The 16,695-nt window shown below is 72.8% G+C and carries 15 protein-coding genes; 2 read left to right on the plus strand and 13 right to left on the minus strand.

Annotated elements, in window-relative coordinates:
• Positions 1–152: 152 nt before the first annotated feature.
• The 9 genes from IRQ30_RS13185 to IRQ30_RS13225 all read right to left on the minus strand — a co-directional run bounded on the left by IRQ30_RS13185 (position 153) and on the right by IRQ30_RS13225 (position 10,329).
• Positions 153–839 (minus strand): SRPBCC family protein, encoded by a 687-nt coding sequence (locus tag IRQ30_RS13185; protein WP_193613312.1) that lies wholly within the window; start codon positions 837–839, stop codon positions 153–155.
• On the minus strand, positions 839–1,696 hold the full coding sequence (locus IRQ30_RS13190) for an FAD binding domain-containing protein (protein WP_193613313.1): 858 nt from the start codon (positions 1,694–1,696) through the stop codon (positions 839–841). Before IRQ30_RS13190 ends, IRQ30_RS13185 begins: the two co-directional genes overlap by 1 nt.
• Complete coding sequence (locus tag IRQ30_RS13195) at positions 1,693–4,191, minus strand: xanthine dehydrogenase family protein molybdopterin-binding subunit (protein WP_338089695.1); 2,499 nt, start codon at positions 4,189–4,191, stop codon at positions 1,693–1,695. Before IRQ30_RS13195 ends, IRQ30_RS13190 begins: the two co-directional genes overlap by 4 nt.
• Positions 4,188–4,658, minus strand: a complete 471-nt coding sequence (locus IRQ30_RS13200) for a (2Fe-2S)-binding protein (protein WP_193610146.1) — start codon at positions 4,656–4,658, stop codon at positions 4,188–4,190. The genes IRQ30_RS13195 and IRQ30_RS13200 overlap by 4 nt, the downstream gene beginning before the upstream one ends.
• A 181-nt stretch (positions 4,659–4,839) precedes the next feature.
• Positions 4,840–6,075 carry a transcriptional regulator gene (locus IRQ30_RS13205; protein WP_193613315.1) on the minus strand — a complete coding sequence of 412 codons (1,236 nt, stop codon included), beginning with the start codon at positions 6,073–6,075 and terminating at the stop codon, positions 4,840–4,842.
• Positions 6,076–6,166: 91 nt separating this feature from the next.
• Positions 6,167–7,222: an alpha/beta fold hydrolase gene (locus IRQ30_RS13210; protein ID WP_193613317.1), complete on the minus strand. Its 1,056-nt coding sequence runs from the start codon at positions 7,220–7,222 to the stop codon at positions 6,167–6,169.
• Complete coding sequence (locus IRQ30_RS13215; protein ID WP_193613319.1) at positions 7,219–8,358, minus strand: XdhC family protein; 1,140 nt, start codon at positions 8,356–8,358, stop codon at positions 7,219–7,221. The genes IRQ30_RS13210 and IRQ30_RS13215 overlap by 4 nt, the downstream gene beginning before the upstream one ends.
• Positions 8,351–9,460, minus strand: a complete 1,110-nt coding sequence (locus tag IRQ30_RS13220) for a vWA domain-containing protein (protein WP_193613321.1) — start codon at positions 9,458–9,460, stop codon at positions 8,351–8,353. Before IRQ30_RS13220 ends, IRQ30_RS13215 begins: the two co-directional genes overlap by 8 nt.
• Positions 9,457–10,329: an AAA family ATPase gene (locus IRQ30_RS13225; RefSeq protein ID WP_193613323.1), complete on the minus strand. Its 873-nt coding sequence runs from the start codon at positions 10,327–10,329 to the stop codon at positions 9,457–9,459. The genes IRQ30_RS13220 and IRQ30_RS13225 overlap by 4 nt, the downstream gene beginning before the upstream one ends.
• A gap of 67 nt (positions 10,330–10,396) precedes the next feature.
• On the opposite strand from IRQ30_RS13225, the gene IRQ30_RS13230 reads away from it, so the two are divergent.
• Positions 10,397–10,648 carry a DUF3253 domain-containing protein gene (locus IRQ30_RS13230; RefSeq protein WP_227464659.1) on the plus strand — a complete coding sequence of 84 codons (252 nt, stop codon included), beginning with the start codon at positions 10,397–10,399 and terminating at the stop codon, positions 10,646–10,648.
• Here IRQ30_RS13230 and IRQ30_RS13235 read toward each other — a convergent pair.
• The 3 genes from IRQ30_RS13235 to IRQ30_RS13245 are packed head-to-tail and all read right to left on the minus strand — an operon-like array spanning position 10,645 to position 12,433.
• Positions 10,645–11,196 carry an NTP transferase domain-containing protein gene (locus tag IRQ30_RS13235; protein WP_193613327.1) on the minus strand — a complete coding sequence of 184 codons (552 nt, stop codon included), beginning with the start codon at positions 11,194–11,196 and terminating at the stop codon, positions 10,645–10,647. The two genes, IRQ30_RS13230 and IRQ30_RS13235, sit on opposite strands and share 4 nt — an antisense overlap.
• Positions 11,193–11,876 carry a hypothetical protein gene (locus tag IRQ30_RS13240; RefSeq protein ID WP_193613329.1) on the minus strand — a complete coding sequence of 228 codons (684 nt, stop codon included), beginning with the start codon at positions 11,874–11,876 and terminating at the stop codon, positions 11,193–11,195. Before IRQ30_RS13240 ends, IRQ30_RS13235 begins: the two co-directional genes overlap by 4 nt.
• Positions 11,873–12,433 carry a sigma-70 family RNA polymerase sigma factor gene (locus IRQ30_RS13245; protein ID WP_193613331.1) on the minus strand — a complete coding sequence of 187 codons (561 nt, stop codon included), beginning with the start codon at positions 12,431–12,433 and terminating at the stop codon, positions 11,873–11,875. Before IRQ30_RS13245 ends, IRQ30_RS13240 begins: the two co-directional genes overlap by 4 nt.
• A 243-nt stretch (positions 12,434–12,676) precedes the next feature.
• Between IRQ30_RS13245 and IRQ30_RS13250 the strand changes: the two genes are divergently transcribed.
• A complete protein-coding gene (locus tag IRQ30_RS13250) occupies positions 12,677–14,503 on the plus strand; it encodes a serine/threonine-protein kinase (protein WP_193613333.1) in 1,827 nt (608 codons plus the stop codon).
• Positions 14,504–14,828: 325 nt separating this feature from the next.
• On the opposite strand, the gene groL is transcribed toward IRQ30_RS13250, so the two are convergent.
• The gene (groL, locus tag IRQ30_RS13255) at positions 14,829–16,460 is read right to left on the minus strand and encodes a chaperonin GroEL (protein WP_193610157.1); all 1,632 of its coding nucleotides are present in this window, start codon (positions 16,458–16,460) and stop codon (positions 14,829–14,831) included.
• Positions 16,461–16,695: the final 235 nt, after the last annotated feature.

Genomic DNA, 16,695 nt, shown 5'->3' on the forward strand with positions numbered 1-16,695 from the left:
GGGTCTCGACGGGCGCTCGTCGCTGGCGCTCCTCACTGCTCGACCACCGGAGGGTGGTTTCGAGGCTCGCTGCGCTCGCACCTCAACCACCGTGGTCGCCGCCTTCGGAGGTTGCGCGGCAACCGTCTCGGAACCACCGCCGGCGGCGGCGGTCAGCGGAGGAGGCGGCGGAGGAGGGCGAGGGCGACGATGGCGCCGAGCGCCTGCTTCCAGTAGGTCTTGAGGAGGATGGGGACGACGGCGGCGCCGAGGTCGAGGGAGTCGTCCGCGGGCTGCGGAGCGGGGGCCGGTCGCGGTGGGGGCGGCGGCGGGGCGGTCGCTGCGGCCGCCTCGTCGGCCAAGGGGGTCGCCTCGACGACGGGCTCCTCGACCGCCGCAGCAGGCTCGTCCGCAACCGCCGGCGACAGCCGCTGCTCGAGGCAGGCGACGAACTGGCCGAGCAGCTTGTCGGAGACGTCCTGCATCACACCGCGTCCGAACTGCGCCGGCTTGCCCGTGATGTTGAGGTCGGTGACGACCTCGACGTCGGTGGCGCCCGCGGAGTCGGTCATGGTGCAGGTCACCACCGCACCCGCGGTCCCGTTGCCGCGCTTGTCCTTGCCCTTGGCGTCGACGACGAACCGGTGGGCGTCCTCGTCCTTCTCCACGAACGTCCCGGAGCCGTTGTAGACCAGGGCGATCGGGCCGAGCTTGACCTTGCAGGAGCCCTGGAACGTGTCGCCCTCCACCGACGACACCGTGGCGCCCGGGAAGCACTCGGCCACCGACGCGATGTCCTGGAAGTGCGCCCAGGTCTCCTCGACGCCGGTCGGGACGGTGAACCGGTGGGTCAGGTCCATCAGCTGCTCCCGGCCGCCGACAGCACTGCCCGGCGTACGAGCACGGTCGCGAGGTGGGACCGGTACGCCGCCTCGCCGTTCAGGTCCGAGGGCGGGTTCGTGCCCTCGGCCGCGTGGGCAGCCGCGGCGCGCACGGCGTCCTCGGTGGCGGGCTGTCCCACGAGCGCCGCCTCCACCGCACGGGCCCGCAGGGGGGTCGAGCCCATGTTGGTGAGGCCGACGCGCGCCTCGGCGATGGTGCCGCCCTCGACCCGGACGGTCGCCGCGACCGCGACGATCGGCCACTGGTGGGCGACCCGCACGAACTTCTCGTACGTCGCTCCCCAGCCGGTGTGCTTGGGCACCCGGATCTCGGTGAGGATCTCGTCCTCGCCGATCGCGGTCTCGAACAGGTCCACGAAGAAGTCGTCGGCCGCGACGGTGCGCGTGCCGCCGGGACCGGCGATCACGAACTGCGCCTCCAGCGCCAGCGCCGGAGCCCCGAGGTCGCCCGCCGGGTCGGCGTGGGCCAGGGCGCCGCCGAAGGTGCCGCGATGCCGGATCTGGTGGTCGGCGAGATGCTCGACTGCCTTGGAGATCAGCGTCGTGTGCTCGGCGACCAGCGCGTCGTGCTCCACCACCGAGTGCTGCGTCATCGCGCCGATGACGAGGGCGTCCCCGTCGTCGCGGATGCCCCGCAGGCTGTCGATCTTGCCGAGGTCGATGACGACCTCGGGCGCGTTGAGACGCATCCGCAGCACGGGCAGCAGGCTCTGCCCCCCGGCCAGGATCTTGGCGTCGTCGCCGTGCTGGCCGAGGGCGGCGAGCGCCTCCTCCACCGTGGTGGGGGCGAGGTAGTCGAACGGTGCGGGGATCATGCGTTTCCTCCAGACGTGCGGTCCACGGTGCCGTCCATGCCGGTCGACTCGTCGAAGTGCGGAGCGGCCGCGCCGACCGTCTCGGCCTGGGCGCCGCCGCGGGCGTCGTTGATGGCCTTCCACACCCGCTCGGGCGTGCAGGGCATCCGGACGTCCTGCACGCCCAGGTGGCGCACGGCGTCCACCACGGCGTTGACGACGGCCGGGGTCGAGGCGATCGTGCCGGCCTCTCCGACGCCCTTAGTGCCGAGCGTGTTGGTGGTCGCGGGCGAGGTCGTGTGGTCGAGGTCGAAGCTGATCGTGTCCGCCGCCGTCGGCAGCAGGTAGTCGACGAACGAGCCGGTCACCAGGGTGCCGGAGTCGTCGTAGACCGCCTCCTCCCACAGGGCTTGCGCGATGCCCTGCACAAGACCTCCGTGCAGCTGCCCGGAGACGATCAGCGGGTTGATGATGTTGCCGATGTCGTCGCAGGCGGCGTACTTGCGCATCGTCACCTCCCCCGTCTCGGTGTCCACCTCCATGGCGCAGAGGTGGGTGCCGTGGGGGTAGTTGAAGTTCACGGGGTCGAACGTCGCGTCGGAGTCGAGCGAGGGCTCGACGCCGTCGGGCAGGTTGTGCGCCGCGAACGTCGCCAGCGCGATCTCCGCCATGGCCAGCCCCTGGTCGGTGCCCTTCACCGAGAACCGGCCGGAATTGAACTCGATGTCGTCCACCGAGGCCTCCAGCAGGTGCGCCGCGATCGGCTTGGCCTTCTCGATCACCTTGTCGGCGGCCTTGACGATCGCCTCTCCCCCGACGACCAGCGAGCGCGAGCCGTAGGTGTCGAGACCCTTGTGGCTGACCATGGTGTCGCCGTGCAGTACCTCGACGTCCTCGAACGCGACGCCGAGCCGGTCGGCGACGATCTGGCTGAACGCCGTCTCGTGGCCCTGCCCGTGCGCGGACGCGCCGGTGAGGACCTCGACCTTGCCGGTGGGCAGCATCCGCACGCTCGCGTGCTCCCAGCCGCCGGCGCCGTAGTCGAGCGAGCCGAGCACCCGCGAGGGTGCCAGGCCGCACATCTCGGTGAACGTCGAGACGCCGATCCCCAGCTGTACCTGGTCTCCCGAGTCGCGACGCCGCCTCTGCTCGGCCCGCAGCTCGTCGTACCCGAACAGCTCCTTGGCGCGCGCGGTGGCGGCCTCGTAGTTGCCGGAGTCGTACTCGAGACCGGCCACCGTCGTGAACGGGAACTCCTCGTGCTTGATCCAGTTCTTCTCGCGCACCTCGAAGGGGTCGACGCCGAGCTCGGCCGCCAGCTCGTCCATGATCCGCTCGATGGCGTACGTCGCCTCGGGCCGGCCGGCGCCGCGGTAGGCGTCGGTCCAGGTCTTGTTGGTCAGGACCGTCTGGCAGTTGAACTGGTAGGCCGGGAACTTGTAGATCGCGTTGAACATGAACGCGCCGAGCACCGGCACGCCGCCGCCCACCAGGGACACGTGCGAGCCGAGGTCGGCGAGCAGCTCGACCTTGAAGCCGGTCACCGTGCCGTCCTTCTCGGCCGCGAGCGTGAGCTTCTGCCACTGGTCGCGCCCGTGGTGCGCGGCCATCAGCGACTCCGAGCGGGTCTCGGTGTACTTGACCGGCTTGCCCACCTGGCGGGCCACGAGGAAGGTGATGAACTCCTCCGGCGTGGTCTGGAGCTTGCCTCCGAAGCCGCCGCCGACGTCGGGGGCGATCACCCGGATCTTGGACTCCGACACCCCGGTGACCGCCGCGAGCAGGAACTTGAGGATGTGCGGGATCTGGGTCGACGACCACATCGTGATCTGCTCGCCGGTCGGGTCGACCACGGTCGAGCGCGGCTCCATGAAGGCGGGGATCAGGCGCTGCTGGCGGTACTCCCGCTCGATGACGATGCCGTCGGCGCGGGCCTTGGCGATGGCCTCGTCGACGTTGCCGCCGGTCCCGGCCTCCTCGGAGTCGAACCTCCAGAACGCCGACTTGTTGGTGCCGAGGTCGGGATGGGCCAGCACCTTGTCTTCTGCTGCCTCCTTGAGGTCGAGCGCGGCGGGCAGCTCGTCGTAGTCGATGTCGACCAGCTCGGCGGCGTCGCGCGCCTCGGCGGCGGAGCGGGCCACGATGACCGCCACGATCTCGCCGGCGAAGACGACGCGGTCGACGGCGATGGGTGGGTGGTTGGGCGTCACCTGGTCGGGCGTGATCGGCCACGCGTTGGGCAGCCCGCCCTGCTCGTCGGCGACGTCGGTGCCGGTGATGACGCGCACGACGTTCGGCGAGGCCTCGGCCGCGGACTTGTCGATGTTCGTGATCGTGGCGTGGGCGAAGGGGCTGCGCACCATCGCGAGGTGCAGCATGCCGGGCAGCGTCAGGTTGTCGGTCCAGCGTGTGCGGCCGGTGATCAGGCGCTGGTCCTCCTTGCGGCGCCGGTCCTTGCCGATCTCCAGCGTGGCGTCGGGCTGGGCCTGGGTCATCTCGTCCTCAGTGAGCGTCACTGCGCACCTCCCTGCGCGGCCGCGTGCTGCACGGACTTCACGATGTTGTGGTAGCCGGTGCAGCGGCACAGGTTGCCCTCGAGGCCGACCCGGATCTCCTGCTCGGTGGGGTCGGGGTTCTCCTTGAGCAGGTCGACGCTCTGCATGATCATCCCGGGCGTGCAGAAGCCGCACTGCAGGCCGTGGCACTCCCGGAACGACTTCTGCACCTGGTGCAGCTCGCCGTCCTTCGCCAGACCCTCGATCGTGGTCACCTCGGACCCGTCGGCCTGCACGGCCAGCACGTTGCACGACTTCACGCTCGTGCCGTCCAGGTGCACGGTGCACGCCCCGCAGTTGCTGGTGTCGCAACCGATGACGGTGCCGGTCTTCCCCAGCTTCTCGCGCAGGTACTGCACCAGCAGCATCCGGGGTTCGACGTCGTCGGAGACCTTCGATCCGTCGACGGTCAGGTTGATCCGGGTCATGGACGACTCCCTCGAGCGTGGGGTGTGGTGACCCAGGTCACGCTAGGGACGATCGGTTGGCGGAAGGTAGGTCCGTGGACGCCGGCCCGGCAGCCCCGAGGTTCTGGGCGTTTCCTGGCGCTTCTGGGGTGGAATTTCGGCCCGGAGGCGCCGGGTTTTCAGCATCTGCTGAAAAACCTGCTCAGCGAGCCGCGACCGCGAGCCGGCCCTTGAGGAGCGGCACGGCGGGGTGGGAGGTGCCGGCGAGGCGGGCGAGGCAGACCTCGATCACCTCGCTGTCGTACGGCGCGAGCTCGCTGTAGCGGACCACGGCGTCGGGCACCGGGTCGACCAGGAGCGCCTCGCGGACCGCGACGGCGACGTACTCGGCCAGGTCGCCGAGGGCCGGGGAGTTGGTGCCGGGGAGCAGGTCGCCGCCGTAGGCGTCGACGGCGGCGGCGACGTGGCCGCCGCGGAGCAGGGCGAGGACGTGCTCGACGTCGGTGGCCACGGGCATCAGCAGCCGGTAGGGGCGGGACGAGAGCTGGCCGCCGAGGGCCGCGCGCAGGTGGGACACCTCGGCCTTGAGGGTCGAGAAGGTCACCGCCTGGTCGCCGTATACGAGGGCGTGCAGCTGCTCGAGCGAGAGACCCTCGGGGTGCAGCGCGAGCAGCGCGAGCACCTCGGTCTGGCGGCGGTTGAGCAGCAGCCGCTGGCCGTCGAGGCGCACCTCGGCGGTGCCGAGCAGGGTCATCACCAGGCCGGGGTCCTGGGTGAGGTCGTCGGCCAGGGCGGAGGGGTGCTGCGAGGACTTGGGCAGCGCCGACTCGATGAGGCGCGCCATCACTCGCGCGGTGGCCAGCCCGATCGGGTGCGTGCGGTCCCAGGTCGTCGAGAGGTCCAGGACGCCGAGCTGCAGGCCGGTCGTGGGGTCGACCACCGGGGCGGCCCAGCACACCCAGTTGTGGACGATGGAGGCGTAGTGCTCGGCGCTGAAGACCATCGCCGGCTCGCCGAGCCGGTTGGCGAGGTCGAGGGCGTTGGTGCCGACCGACTGGTCGTCCCAGCGCCCGCCGGCCACGAAGTTGACGGTCTCGGCCTTGCGGCGCATCACGCGTCCGCCGTAGGTCCACAGGATCCGGGTCTCGGCGTCGGTGACGGCGAGCACGAGGTCGCCGTCCTCGGCGGTGCGGCGCAGCTCGGACTCGACGCTCTCGACCGCTGCCTGCAGCGGGGAGTCCTTCCAGATCGACGCCGTCTCGTCCTCGTCGGCGAGCGGGGCCTCGGTCACGTCGGGCGTGATCGCGGCGGTCGAGCGGGTCCAGCTGGTGAGGATCTCGGGACGGACGACGGGCTCCGCGAGGTCGCCGCTCTCCACGAACGTCGTCCAGGCGCGCATCGCCTCGCGCTTGCGGTCGCGCAGGTCACCGCGCCCCATTGGCCTACCCCCGATGCTGGTCGTCGCCAACGTAGCACCGGCGCGGTGACGTGGGTCACAGCCGCTTCGGGGCCCTGACGCCCCGGCCGGCTCAGCCCAGTCGGCGCCGCAGGAACTGGATGGTGCGGTCCATCGAACGCTGCCAGTCGAAGGTGAACGCGTGGGCCTCGCCCTCGTAGACCTCGAGCCGGCTGTCGACCCCGGCACGGCGCATCGCCTTCTGGGTGTCCAGCGCCCAGGGGAACGGGCACACCTCGTCGGTGTCGGCGTGGTGGGCCAGGACCGGCTCGGTGATGCGGTCGAAGTAGCGGCGGGCGGAGAGACCGGCGTAGACCTGCGGCGAGTCCTCGGGGCTGCCCAGCTCGTCGTAGAGCGCCGCGACCTCGTCGGGGCGCTCGGGCTCGGCGAAGTGCCGCACGTTGTCGAGGTAGCGCGAGGAGACCGAGGCGTAGATGACGGCGGCGTCGACGAGCCCGGGCGCGACGACGAGCGCGTTCATGGTGACGCCGCCGCCCATCGAGCGACCGAGCATCGCCATGCGGTCCTCGTCGACGTAGCGCTCGCGCTCGAGCGCGAGCACGGCGTGGATCGCGTCGCGGGTGTAGCCCAGACGGGTCTCGCGCGACAGGGGGCTGGCGGGGTCGGAGCCGGCGTGGCCGCGGTAGTCGGTGTGGAGCACCGCGAAGCCGGCGTCCGCCAGGGCGACCTGCTCGCGGGCCAGGCCCTGGCCGGTGACGTAGATGGACGGCTCGATGTAGCCGTGGTTGAGCACGATCCCGGGGAACGGCCCGCGTCCGCGCGGGCGCAGCAGCACCCCGGAGACGGTCACGTCGCCGCTGCGGTAGGTGACCTCGTAGCGCGTGTAGCGGTCGGTCTCCTCGATCATGTCGCCGTAGCGGATCCGGCTCGGGCGGAGCTCCTCGCGCATCAGCCCCGGCAGCGAGCGCGGGCCCGTGACCGGCGGCAGCGTGTCCTCGGGCTCCGGCGGCGCGGACGGAGCAGGGGCGGCGGAGGTCGAGGGGGTGGCGGAGGGGCTCGTGGTCGGCGACTCCTCGGAGGGCTGCAGGCCGGGGGTCTCGGTGTCGGTGCTGCAGGCGGCGAGCGGCAGCAGCAGGACCAGCGCGAGCCAGCGCGACGCCCGCCTCACGGCGCGCGGTCGATGTCGCGGTGGATGCGGCCGCCGGTGGCTGCCAGGCGCTCGCCGCTGCCGCCCCAGCGGCCGGCGATGATCTCCGCGGCGATGCTGATCGCGGTCTCCTCCGGGGTGCGCGCCCCGAGGTCGAGGCCGATCGGGCTGGACAGGCGCCCGAGCTCGTCGTCGGCCAGGCCGGCCTCGCGCAGCCGGGCCATCCGGTCGTCGTGGGTACGCCGCGAGCCCATGGCGCCGACGTAGGCGACCTCCGGCAGCCGGAGCGCCACCTCGAGCAGCGGCACGTCGAACTTCGGGTCGTGGGTCAGCACGGTGATCACGGTACGTCCGTCGAGGCGACCGGCCGCCTGCTCGGCCTGCAGGTAGCGGTGCGGCCAGTCGACCACCACCTCGTGGGCGTCGGGGAAGCGGCTGGCGGTGGCGAACACGGGTCGGGCGTCGCAGACGGTGACCTGGTAGCCGAGGAAGCCGCCCACCCGGGCGACCGCGGCCGCGAAGTCGATGGCGCCGAAGACCAGCAGCCGCGGCTTGGGGGCGAAGGCCCACACGAACACCCGCATGCCCTCCCCGCGGCGCTCGCCGTCGGCACCGTAGGTGAGCGTCGCGTTGGTGCCCGACGCGAGCAGCCCGAGCGCGTCGTCGTGCACGGCGTCGTCGGCGCGCGGGGAGCCGAGACCACCGGTGCAGTCGGCCCGGTCGGCGCGCACGACCATGCGGCGCCCGATCCGCTCGGGGTCGGGGTGGTCGATGACGGTGGCCAGCGCCACCGGCGTGCCGGCCTCGATGTCGGCGGCGAGGTCGCCGAGCTCGGGGAAGGTCTCGCGCGAGACCTTCTCGACGAAGACGTCGAGGACGCCGCCGCAGGTCAGCCCGACCGCGAAGGCGTCGTCGTCGCTCACGCCGTACCGCTCGAGCACGGGCTCGCCCGTGGAGACCACCGTCTGCGCCAGGTCGTAGACCGCGCCCTCGACGCAGCCGCCGGAGACCGAGCCGACGGCGGCGCCGTCGCCGAGGACCAGCATCGAGGCGCCGGGCGGGCGGGGAGCCGAGCGGAACGTCGCCACAACCGTCCCGACGCCGACCTCCTCGCCGGCGTCCCAGCGCTTGACCAGGTCGTCCAGCACGTCACGCACGGGCCACCACCTCCAGCACCTCGGCGAACGTCGCCAGTGAGTGGCCGGCGACGAAGTCGTCCACGTGCGGCAGGACCGCCAGCACGCCCTGCTGCACGGGCTCGTAGCCCTCCTTGCCGCGGTGGGGGTTGACCCACACGACGTGGTGCGCCACCCGGCGCAGTCGCGCCATCTGCGCACCGAGCAGGGCGGCGTCGCCGCGCTCCCAACCGTCGCTGAAGACCACGACGACCGCGCCGCGCGCCATGCCGCGCCGGCCCCACCGGTCGAGGAACACCTGCAGCGTCTCCCCGAGGCGGGTTCCGCCGGACCAGTCGGGGACGGCCTCGCCCGCGGCGACCAGCGCCCGCTCGGCATCGCGGTTGTGCAGCGCCCGGGTGAGGTGGGTGAGGCGGGTCCCGACGGTGAACGTCTCCACCACGCCCGGTCCCTGGGAGATCCGGTGCGCCAGGCGCAGCAGCGCGTCGGCGTAGCCGTTCATCGATCCGGACACGTCGACCAGCAGCACGATGCGTCGCGGGCGCACGGCCCGGCGCCGCCACTCGATGACGGCCGGCTCCCCCAGGCGGCGCAGGCTGGCGCGCAGGGTGCGGGAGGCGTCGACCTGGCCGCGGTGCCAGCCGCGGTGCCGCGCCGTACGTCGGACCGGTGCGCGCGGGCGCAGGGTCGCGAACATCGCGTCGAGGCGGTGCTTCTCGGCCGCCGACAGGGTGGCGACGTCGCGGTGGCGCAGCACCTCCGCGGCGCTGGCGCGGGCGTGGACGGCCTCCTCGGCCGCCTCGCCGGAGCCGGAGGACTCGTCGGCGGGCAGGTCGGAGAAGGACGGGACCGACGGCGCCGCGGGCCGGGCCCGGGGCAGTCCGTCGCGGGCGTTGAACCACGCGGTGAAGACCTGGTCGTAGCGCGCCAGGTCGTCCGGGGAGCCGCAGAGCGTGGCCCGGCCGGCGGTGTAGGTGGCGCGCTGGTCGTCGACGCCGACGATCGAGACCGCCTCGACGAAGGTCTGGGCGCGGTCCTGGGTGACCGGGACGCCGGCGGCGCACAGCGCGCGGGTGAAGCCGACGAGCACCTCGTCGACCTCGTGGCGCACCGTCGTGCTCATGCGCGCAGCATCTGGTCGAGCGCCTGGCGGACGCGCTCGGTGTCCTCGCGGTACTTGACCAGCGCCCCGAGCGTGCGCGCGGCGGACGCCAGGTCCAGCTCCGAGCTGCCGAGGTGGTGCAGCGCCCGCGCCCAGTCGAGCGTCTCGGCGACGCCCGGGGGCTTCTCCAGGTCGTGGCGGTCGCGCAGCTGCTGCACGACGGTGGCGACCTGGCGGGCCAGCAGCTCGGGCACCTCCGGGGCCCGGGAGCGCAGGATCTCGACCTCGCGCTCCAGGCCGGGGTGGTCGATCCAGTGGTAGAGGCAGCGCCGCTTGAGCGCGTCGTGCAGCTCGCGGGTGCGGTTGGAGGTGAGCACGACGATGGGAGGCGTGGCGGCCTTGACGGTGCCGAGCTCGGGGATGCTGACCTGGTAGGTGGACAGCACCTCCAGCAGGAACGCCTCGAACTCGTCGTCGGCGCGGTCGACCTCGTCGACCAGCAGCACCGCCGGGCTCTGCTGCAGCGCCGCGAGCACCGGCCGGGCCAGCAGGAAGCGCTCGTCGTAGAGGCTCTTCTCGGCCTCCTCGACGTCGGCGCCGCCGGCCGCCTCGAGGGCGCGCAGGTGCAGGATCTGGCGCGGGAAGTCCCAGTCGTAGAGGGCCTGGGTGGCGTCGATCCCCTCGTAGCACTGCAGCCGGACCAGCGGCAGCCCGAGGCTCTGCGCGATCGCCTCGGCCAGCGCGGTCTTGCCCGTGCCCGGCTCGCCCTCGAGCAGCAGCGGCCGCTCCATGCGCAGCGCGAGGAACGCGACCGTCGCCAGGGAGTCGTCGCAGAGGTAGCCGGTCTCGCCGAGCTGCTCGGCCAGGGCGTGGGCGGACGCGGACTCCATGACCCCGAATCTAGCCGGGGGTGCGTTGGCGGCGGGTTGGCGTGGCGACGCCGGGCAGACTGGGGGCATGAGCGACACCGACGCCCGGCTGGAGGCGACCATCCTCGAGCTGCTCGGCCGGCGCGCGCCCGGGGCGACGATCTGTCCCTCCGACGCGGCCCGCGCCGTCGGGCCGGAGGACGGCTGGCGCGAGCTGATGGAGCCGGCGAGGCGTGCGGCCCAGCGGCTCGTCGACGCCGGCGAGGTCGACGTCACGCAGGGCGGTGAGGTCGTGGACCTGGCCACCGCGCGCGGACCGGTGCGGATCCGGCGGCGCTAGCGCGCGTCGACGTCCTGGCCGGTGGCGAGGTCGCCGCACTCGACGAGGCGGGCACCCGCCGAGTCGAGGTAGTCGCGCGCGCCGCGGTCGCCCGTGGCCGAGCCCTGGACGCCCGCCCAGTGGGCGCGCCCGAGGAGCACGGGATGGCCCGGGCGGCCGTCGTACGACGCGCGGGCGAGGTCGTCCGGCCCCGCGCCGGCGGCGACCACACGCCGTACGACCTCGGCGGTGACGTCAGGCAGGTCCACGAGCAGCACGACGGCCGCGTCGGCGCCGGCGGGGAGGGCGGCGAGCCCGGCGCGCAGCGAGGCCGACATGCCCGCGGCCCAGTCGGTGGCGACCGCGACGTCGACGCCGAGGCCGTCGAGCAGCGGCATCGCCTCGTCGGCGGCGGCGCCGAGCACGACCGTCACGTCGTCGCAGCCGCCGTCGCGCAGCACCTGCACCGCGCGGGCCAGCCAGGACTCCTCGCCGTCGTGGACGAGCGCCTTCGGCATGCCCATGCGGCTGCCGGCGCCGGCCGCGAGGAGCAGGCCGGCGGTGCTCACCCGGGGAACGCCTCGACGTAGAGGGCCTCGAGGTTGGGGCTCAGCGGACCGCTGAAGCCGCAGACGGTGACCTGGCCGTCGGTGGCGCTCACGAGGTAGCGCCGGCCCTCCTCGAAGGAGACCGCACCGACCAGGGCGGTCAGCTCGTCGGGCGTGGCGCGCACCTCGACGAGCTCGGTGGCCTCGCCGGTGTAGAAGCGGTCGGGCACGAGCGTCACGACGCCGGCCTCGACGGACTGGACGGTGCCGGAGAAGGCGACCTGTGCGGTCGACAGGGCCTCGGCGGTGGGGACCATGCAGCGACCGGCGGCGGGCGGCGGCGCCCCCAGCTCGGTCACCGAGGGCGCGGTGGAGCCGGGGTCGACGCTCGCGGAGGCGCTCGGGGCCGCGGTGGGCGCGTCGTCGCGCTCGGGGTCGTTGCCGAGCAGGCTGAAGACCCCGACGCCGGCGATGAGGACCGCGGCCGCCGCGACCAGCCAGGTGAGGGGGCTGCGGTTGCGGGTGCCGTCGTTGCGGCTCTCCTGCTCGGGGGTGCCGGGGGTGCCGGGAGCGGACGTGTCGGTGAGGTCGGTGTTCATGGTGTCCTCCAGGAGTCGGGCCACCCGGTCGGGGTCCGCCGGGGTCAGGTCGGACGCCGGGTCGATCGCCCGGAGTCGCTGCTGCAGCTCGTCGTCGTTCACGGTGTCCTCCCTTCCGTCGACTCCTCATGTCCGGCTGCGGGCCGGTCCTTTCGCAGGATCTCCTTGAGCTTCTCGCGGGCGCGGTGCAGGCGGATGCTCGCGGCGTTGGGGGTCAGGTCCATCACCCCGGCGATCTCGGAGGGGGTGAGCTGCTCCCACGCCCACAGCCGCACGAGCTCGGCCTCGGTGTCGGTCAGCCGGGCGAGCGCCTCGTGCAGCCGCTCCTCGCCGTGCTGGGTCTCGCCGGGTCCGGGGCTGCTCTGCGTCGGCGGGTCCACGGTCGCCACCCGCGCGGCCACCCGGCCCTGCCGGCGCGCGGAGCGCTGGGCGTTGGCGAGACAGTGGCGCGCGACGCCGTAGGCCCAGGGCAGCGCGGCGTCGGGCGGGACGTCGTCGAGCCGGCGCCAGCAGACGAGGAGGGTCTCGCCCAGCACGTCGTCGGCCGTGACCGGGTCGGTACGGCGGGCGAGGAAGCGCCGCAGGGGCTCCACCAGCTCGGGCGCCAGCGCCTCGAACCGAGCGCGGCGCTCGGCTGCTCCAGGGTCGTCGTCGGCCACGCCCCCACCCTCACACGTGCCGCCGACTCCGCGCACGTCGCGGCCCGGCGCCGAGGAGTTTCGCCGGTCGACCGGCGAATCACCCGCTTCCGGCACGTAATTTCGGCCCAGAAGCGTGAGTTTGGCCGGTCGACCGGCGAATCTCACGCGGCGTCCGCCCCGCCCCGACGGCCCGCCGTGTTTCGACAGGCCCGGCAACGGATAGGTTTCCCTCGCTGGACCGCCCGCGACGGAGGAGACGAGATGGCCCGCTTCCCCTCGGTGGGCGAGGAGTTCGGTGGCTACCGCATCACCGGCACGCTCGGACGCGGCGGCATGGGCGTCGTCTTCGCCGCCGAGCAGCGCGGACTCTCGCGCACCGTCGCCCTGAAGGTGCTGGCCCCGGAGCTCGCCGAGCAGCCCGACTACCGGCGCCGCTTCGCCCACGAGGCGTCGGTCCTGGCCCGGCTCGACTCGCCGCACATCATCCAGGTCTTCGACCACGGCGAGCAGGACGGCTGCCTCTACATCGCCACCCAGTACGTCGCCGGCGGCGACCTGAGCGAGGCCATGCGGCGCCACGGCGCGGTGCCCACGGCCCCGGCCGCGCAGATCGTGGGCCAGCTGGCCTGGGCGCTGGCCGACGCCCACGCCGCCGGGATCGTGCACCGCGACCTCAAGCCCAGCAACGTGCTGCTGCGCAACGGCGACGCCACCGACGTGTTCGCCTACCTCTGCGACTTCGGCATCGCCCAGGACCGCAGCCCCGGCCTCACCGCCCCGGGCGCGGTCGCCGGCACCTTCGCCTACCTCGCCCCCGAGCGCCTGCGCGGCGAGCCGGCCACCCCGAGCGCCGACCTGTACGCGCTCGGCTGCGTGCTGTGGACCGCGCTCACCAACGCCACGCCGTACGCCGGCAGCGACGTGCAGATCGCGATGAGCCACATCAGCGACCCGGTCCCCAGGCTCGCCGACACCTCGCCCGTCGCCCGGGCCGTCAACGACGTGCTGCAGCGGTCCATGGCCAAGGAGCCGGCTCAGCGCTACCCGACGGCCTCTGCCATGCGCGCCGCCCTCCAGCAGCTGGCGCACCTCGCCCAGACGACGCCGCACCCGCCGCTGGTGCCGCACCGCTCCACGTCGCCCGGGCCTCCCCCGCCCCCGCCGCCGTCGCAGCCCTCCAACCCGGCCAACCCCGCCCCGCCCTCGCCGCCGCCGCCCTCACCGCCGCGGCCGTCGTACCCGTCCCACCCCTCGCACCCGTCACACCCGTCGGCGCCCACGATGCTGCCGTTCCGGCCGCCGCCGCCGGCGCCTGCGCGCAACGGCCGCCGTACGGCGCTCGTGGTCGCCGCCTCCGTCGCCGCCGTGGCGCTCGTGGCCGGGACCGTCGCCGTCGTCGCGACGCAGGGCTCCGACGACGACCCGACCACCACCTCGACCACCTCCTCGGACCCGACCCCGACCGACTCCGGCGACCCCACCGAGTCCACCGAGTCGCCGACCGAGTCGCCCACGATCGAGATCGACCCGTCCCTGCCCACGGTCAGCTCGCCGCCGGCCCCGCCGACCAGCAGGGCGCCGAAGCCGACGTACCCCGACGTCGCCCCGGCCACGGGCATCAAGCTCGCGGTCGGCAAGGCCGAGATGCGCGCGCCGGCCGGCTGGGGGCGGGTGACCGAGACCAAGATCCCCAACGACGGCGTGGGCTCGCGCGACTACTCCGACTACGAGGGCTACTACTCCTCGGTCTTCCTGGAGCGCACCGAGCCGCGCTTCGAGCTGACCTCGCTGAGCCTGCTGGAGCTCGTCGCCATGGGCTCGGTGCGGGCGCTCGCCGACAACAACCCCGAGATCAAGCTCCTCAGCCAGGACACGCTGAAGCCCGGCTGGCTCGACGGCGAGCAGGCCGCCCGCGTGCGCGGCGTCTACTCCAACTCCAAGACCGGCTTCTCCTTCGCCGAGGAGTCGTGGTTCGTGCAGCGCGGCAAGTTCCTCTACCGGCTCACGTTCCAGCACAGCAAGGTCGACCCCCTGGACCAGCGGCGCGCCGACATCGACCCGGTCACCGTGTCGTTCCGCTGGCGCTGACCCGCGGGCCCCTCCCCCGCCGTTCGGCGCCGGCCGTTTCCCCAAGGGATGCAGGGAAGACGTCACTTCCCGGGCGCTGCAGACCGAGGGAAGTGACGCTTCGGCTGCATCCCTTGGGGAAACTGCAGCCGGCGTACGCCGGAACGCCGACAGGGCCCCCGCCGAAGCGGAGGCCCTGCCGGGTGGTGCTGGTTCGTGACGCTGTCGAGCTGGCTGGGGTTTCGAGACGCGTCGCACGTCCCGGGCTCCGCCCGGTCCGTGCCGACGCTCCTCAACCTGCCGGCCTGATCGCTTCCCCGCGGCTGCGCCGCGAGGAAGCGGGCCGTCAGAAGTCCATGCCGCCCATGCCGCCGGTCGGGTCGCCGCCGCCCATGGGCGCCGCCTTCTCCGGCTTGTCGGCCACGACGGCCTCGGTGGTGAGGAAGAGCGCCGCGATGGAGGCGGCGTTCTGCAGCGCGGAGCGCGTGACCTTCGCCGGGTCGATGATGCCCTCGGCGATCATGTCGACGTACTCGCCCGTGGCCGCGTTGAGGCCCTGGCCGGACGGCAGGTTGCGCACCTTCTCGGACACGACGCCGCCCTCGAGGCCGGCGTTGATGGCGATCTGCTTGAGCGGGGCCTCGGTCGCGACGCGCACGATGTTGGCACCGGTCGCCTCGTCGCCCGTGAGGTCCAGCTTGTCGAACGCGACGACCGCAGCCTGCACGAGCGCCACGCCGCCACCGGCGACGATGCCCTCCTCGACGGCCGCCTTCGCGTTGCGAACGGCGTCCTCGATGCGGTGCTTGCGCTCCTTGAGCTCGACCTCGGTGGCCGCGCCGACCTTGATGACCGCCACGCCGCCGGCCAGCTTGGCCAGGCGCTCCTGCAGCTTCTCGCGGTCGTAGTCGGAGTCCGACTTCTCGATCTCGGCGCGGATCTGGTTGACCCGGCCGGCGATCTGGTCGGCGTCGCCCGAACCCTCGACGATGGTGGTCTCGTCCTTGGTGATGACGACCTTGCGGGCCTGGCCGAGCAGCTCGATGCCGGTCGACTCCAGCTTGAGGCCGACCTCCTCCGAGATGACCTGGCCGCCGGTCAGGATCGCGATGTCCTGCAGCATGGCCTTGCGGCGGTCACCGAAGCCGGGGGCCTTGACGGCCACGGACTTGAAGGTGCCACGGATCTTGTTGACGACCAGCGTGGACAGGGCCTCGCCGTCGACGTCCTCGGAGAGGATCAGCAGGGGCTTGCCCGACTGCATGACCTTCTCAAGGAGCGGCAGCAGGTCCTTGACCGAGGAGATCTTCTGGTTGGCGATGAGGATGTAGGGGTCCTCGAGGACCGTCTCCATGCGCTCGGGGTCGGTGACGAAGTAGGCCGAGATGTAGCCCTTGTCGAACCGCATGCCCTCGGTCAGCTCGAGGTCCAGGCCGAAGGTGTTGGACTCCTCGACCGTGATCACGCCCTCCTTGCCGACCTTGTCCATCGCCTCGGCGATGATCTCGCCGACGGTGGTGTCGGCGGCGGAGATCGACGCGGTGGACGCGATCTGGGCCTTGGTCTCGATCTCGACGGCCATGCTGGAGAGCTGCTCCGAGACGGCGTCGACCGCGGCCTCGATGCCCCGCTTGAGGCCCATCGGGTTGGCGCCGGCCGCGACGTTGCGCAGGCCCTCGCGGACCATCGCCTGGGCGAGGACCGTGGCGGTGGTGGTGCCGTCGCCAGCGACGTCGTCCGTCTTCTTGGCGACCTCCTTGACGAGCTCGGCACCGATCTTCTCGTAGGGGTCCTCGAGCTCGATCTCCTTGGCGATGGACACACCATCGTTGGTGATCGTGGGGGCGCCCCACTTCTTCTCGAGCACGACGTTGCGGCCCTTGGGACCGAGGGTGACCTTGACGGCGTCTGCGAGCGTGTTCATGCCACGCTCCAGGCCGCGCCGGGCCTCTTCGTTGAAAGCGATCAGCTTCGACATATCTGCTGCGATCCTTCGCACTTCAGAGCTGTGGACGGACCGGCTCGCTGCCCGCGACGGACGGTCAGGCTGCCCGGCGAACCCTTCTCGCCGGCGCTTCGGACCTCAGCTCCCCGGTCCGGGGAAAGTTGTCACTCTCATGAGGAGAGTGCCAACCTCATGTTTAGCACTCGGGCCAGGCGAGTGCAAACGATCGGGCCGGCGCCGACCGCGCGCCTGGCTGCCCACGACGACC

The organism is Nocardioides lijunqiniae (assembly GCF_015024225.1).
In the GTDB taxonomy this organism is placed as follows: Bacteria; Actinomycetota; Actinomycetes; order Propionibacteriales; family Nocardioidaceae; genus Nocardioides; species Nocardioides lijunqiniae.

Coding starts and splice junctions, on each gene's coding strand:
- groL (WP_193610157.1), bottom strand. CDS start 16,460: ATGTCGAAGCTGATCGCTTTCAACGAAGAGGCCCGGCGCGGCCTGGAG.
- IRQ30_RS13185 (WP_193613312.1), bottom strand. CDS start 839: ATGGACCTGACCCACCGGTTCACCGTCCCGACCGGCGTCGAGGAGACC.
- IRQ30_RS13190 (WP_193613313.1), bottom strand. CDS start 1,696: ATGATCCCCGCACCGTTCGACTACCTCGCCCCCACCACGGTGGAGGAG.
- IRQ30_RS13230 (WP_227464659.1), top strand. CDS start 10,397: ATGAGCGACACCGACGCCCGGCTGGAGGCGACCATCCTCGAGCTGCTC.
- IRQ30_RS13250 (WP_193613333.1), top strand. CDS start 12,677: ATGGCCCGCTTCCCCTCGGTGGGCGAGGAGTTCGGTGGCTACCGCATC.
- IRQ30_RS13220 (WP_193613321.1), bottom strand. CDS start 9,460: ATGAGCACGACGGTGCGCCACGAGGTCGACGAGGTGCTCGTCGGCTTC.
- IRQ30_RS13225 (WP_193613323.1), bottom strand. CDS start 10,329: ATGGAGTCCGCGTCCGCCCACGCCCTGGCCGAGCAGCTCGGCGAGACC.
- IRQ30_RS13200 (WP_193610146.1), bottom strand. CDS start 4,658: ATGACCCGGATCAACCTGACCGTCGACGGATCGAAGGTCTCCGACGAC.
- IRQ30_RS13205 (WP_193613315.1), bottom strand. CDS start 6,075: ATGGGGCGCGGTGACCTGCGCGACCGCAAGCGCGAGGCGATGCGCGCC.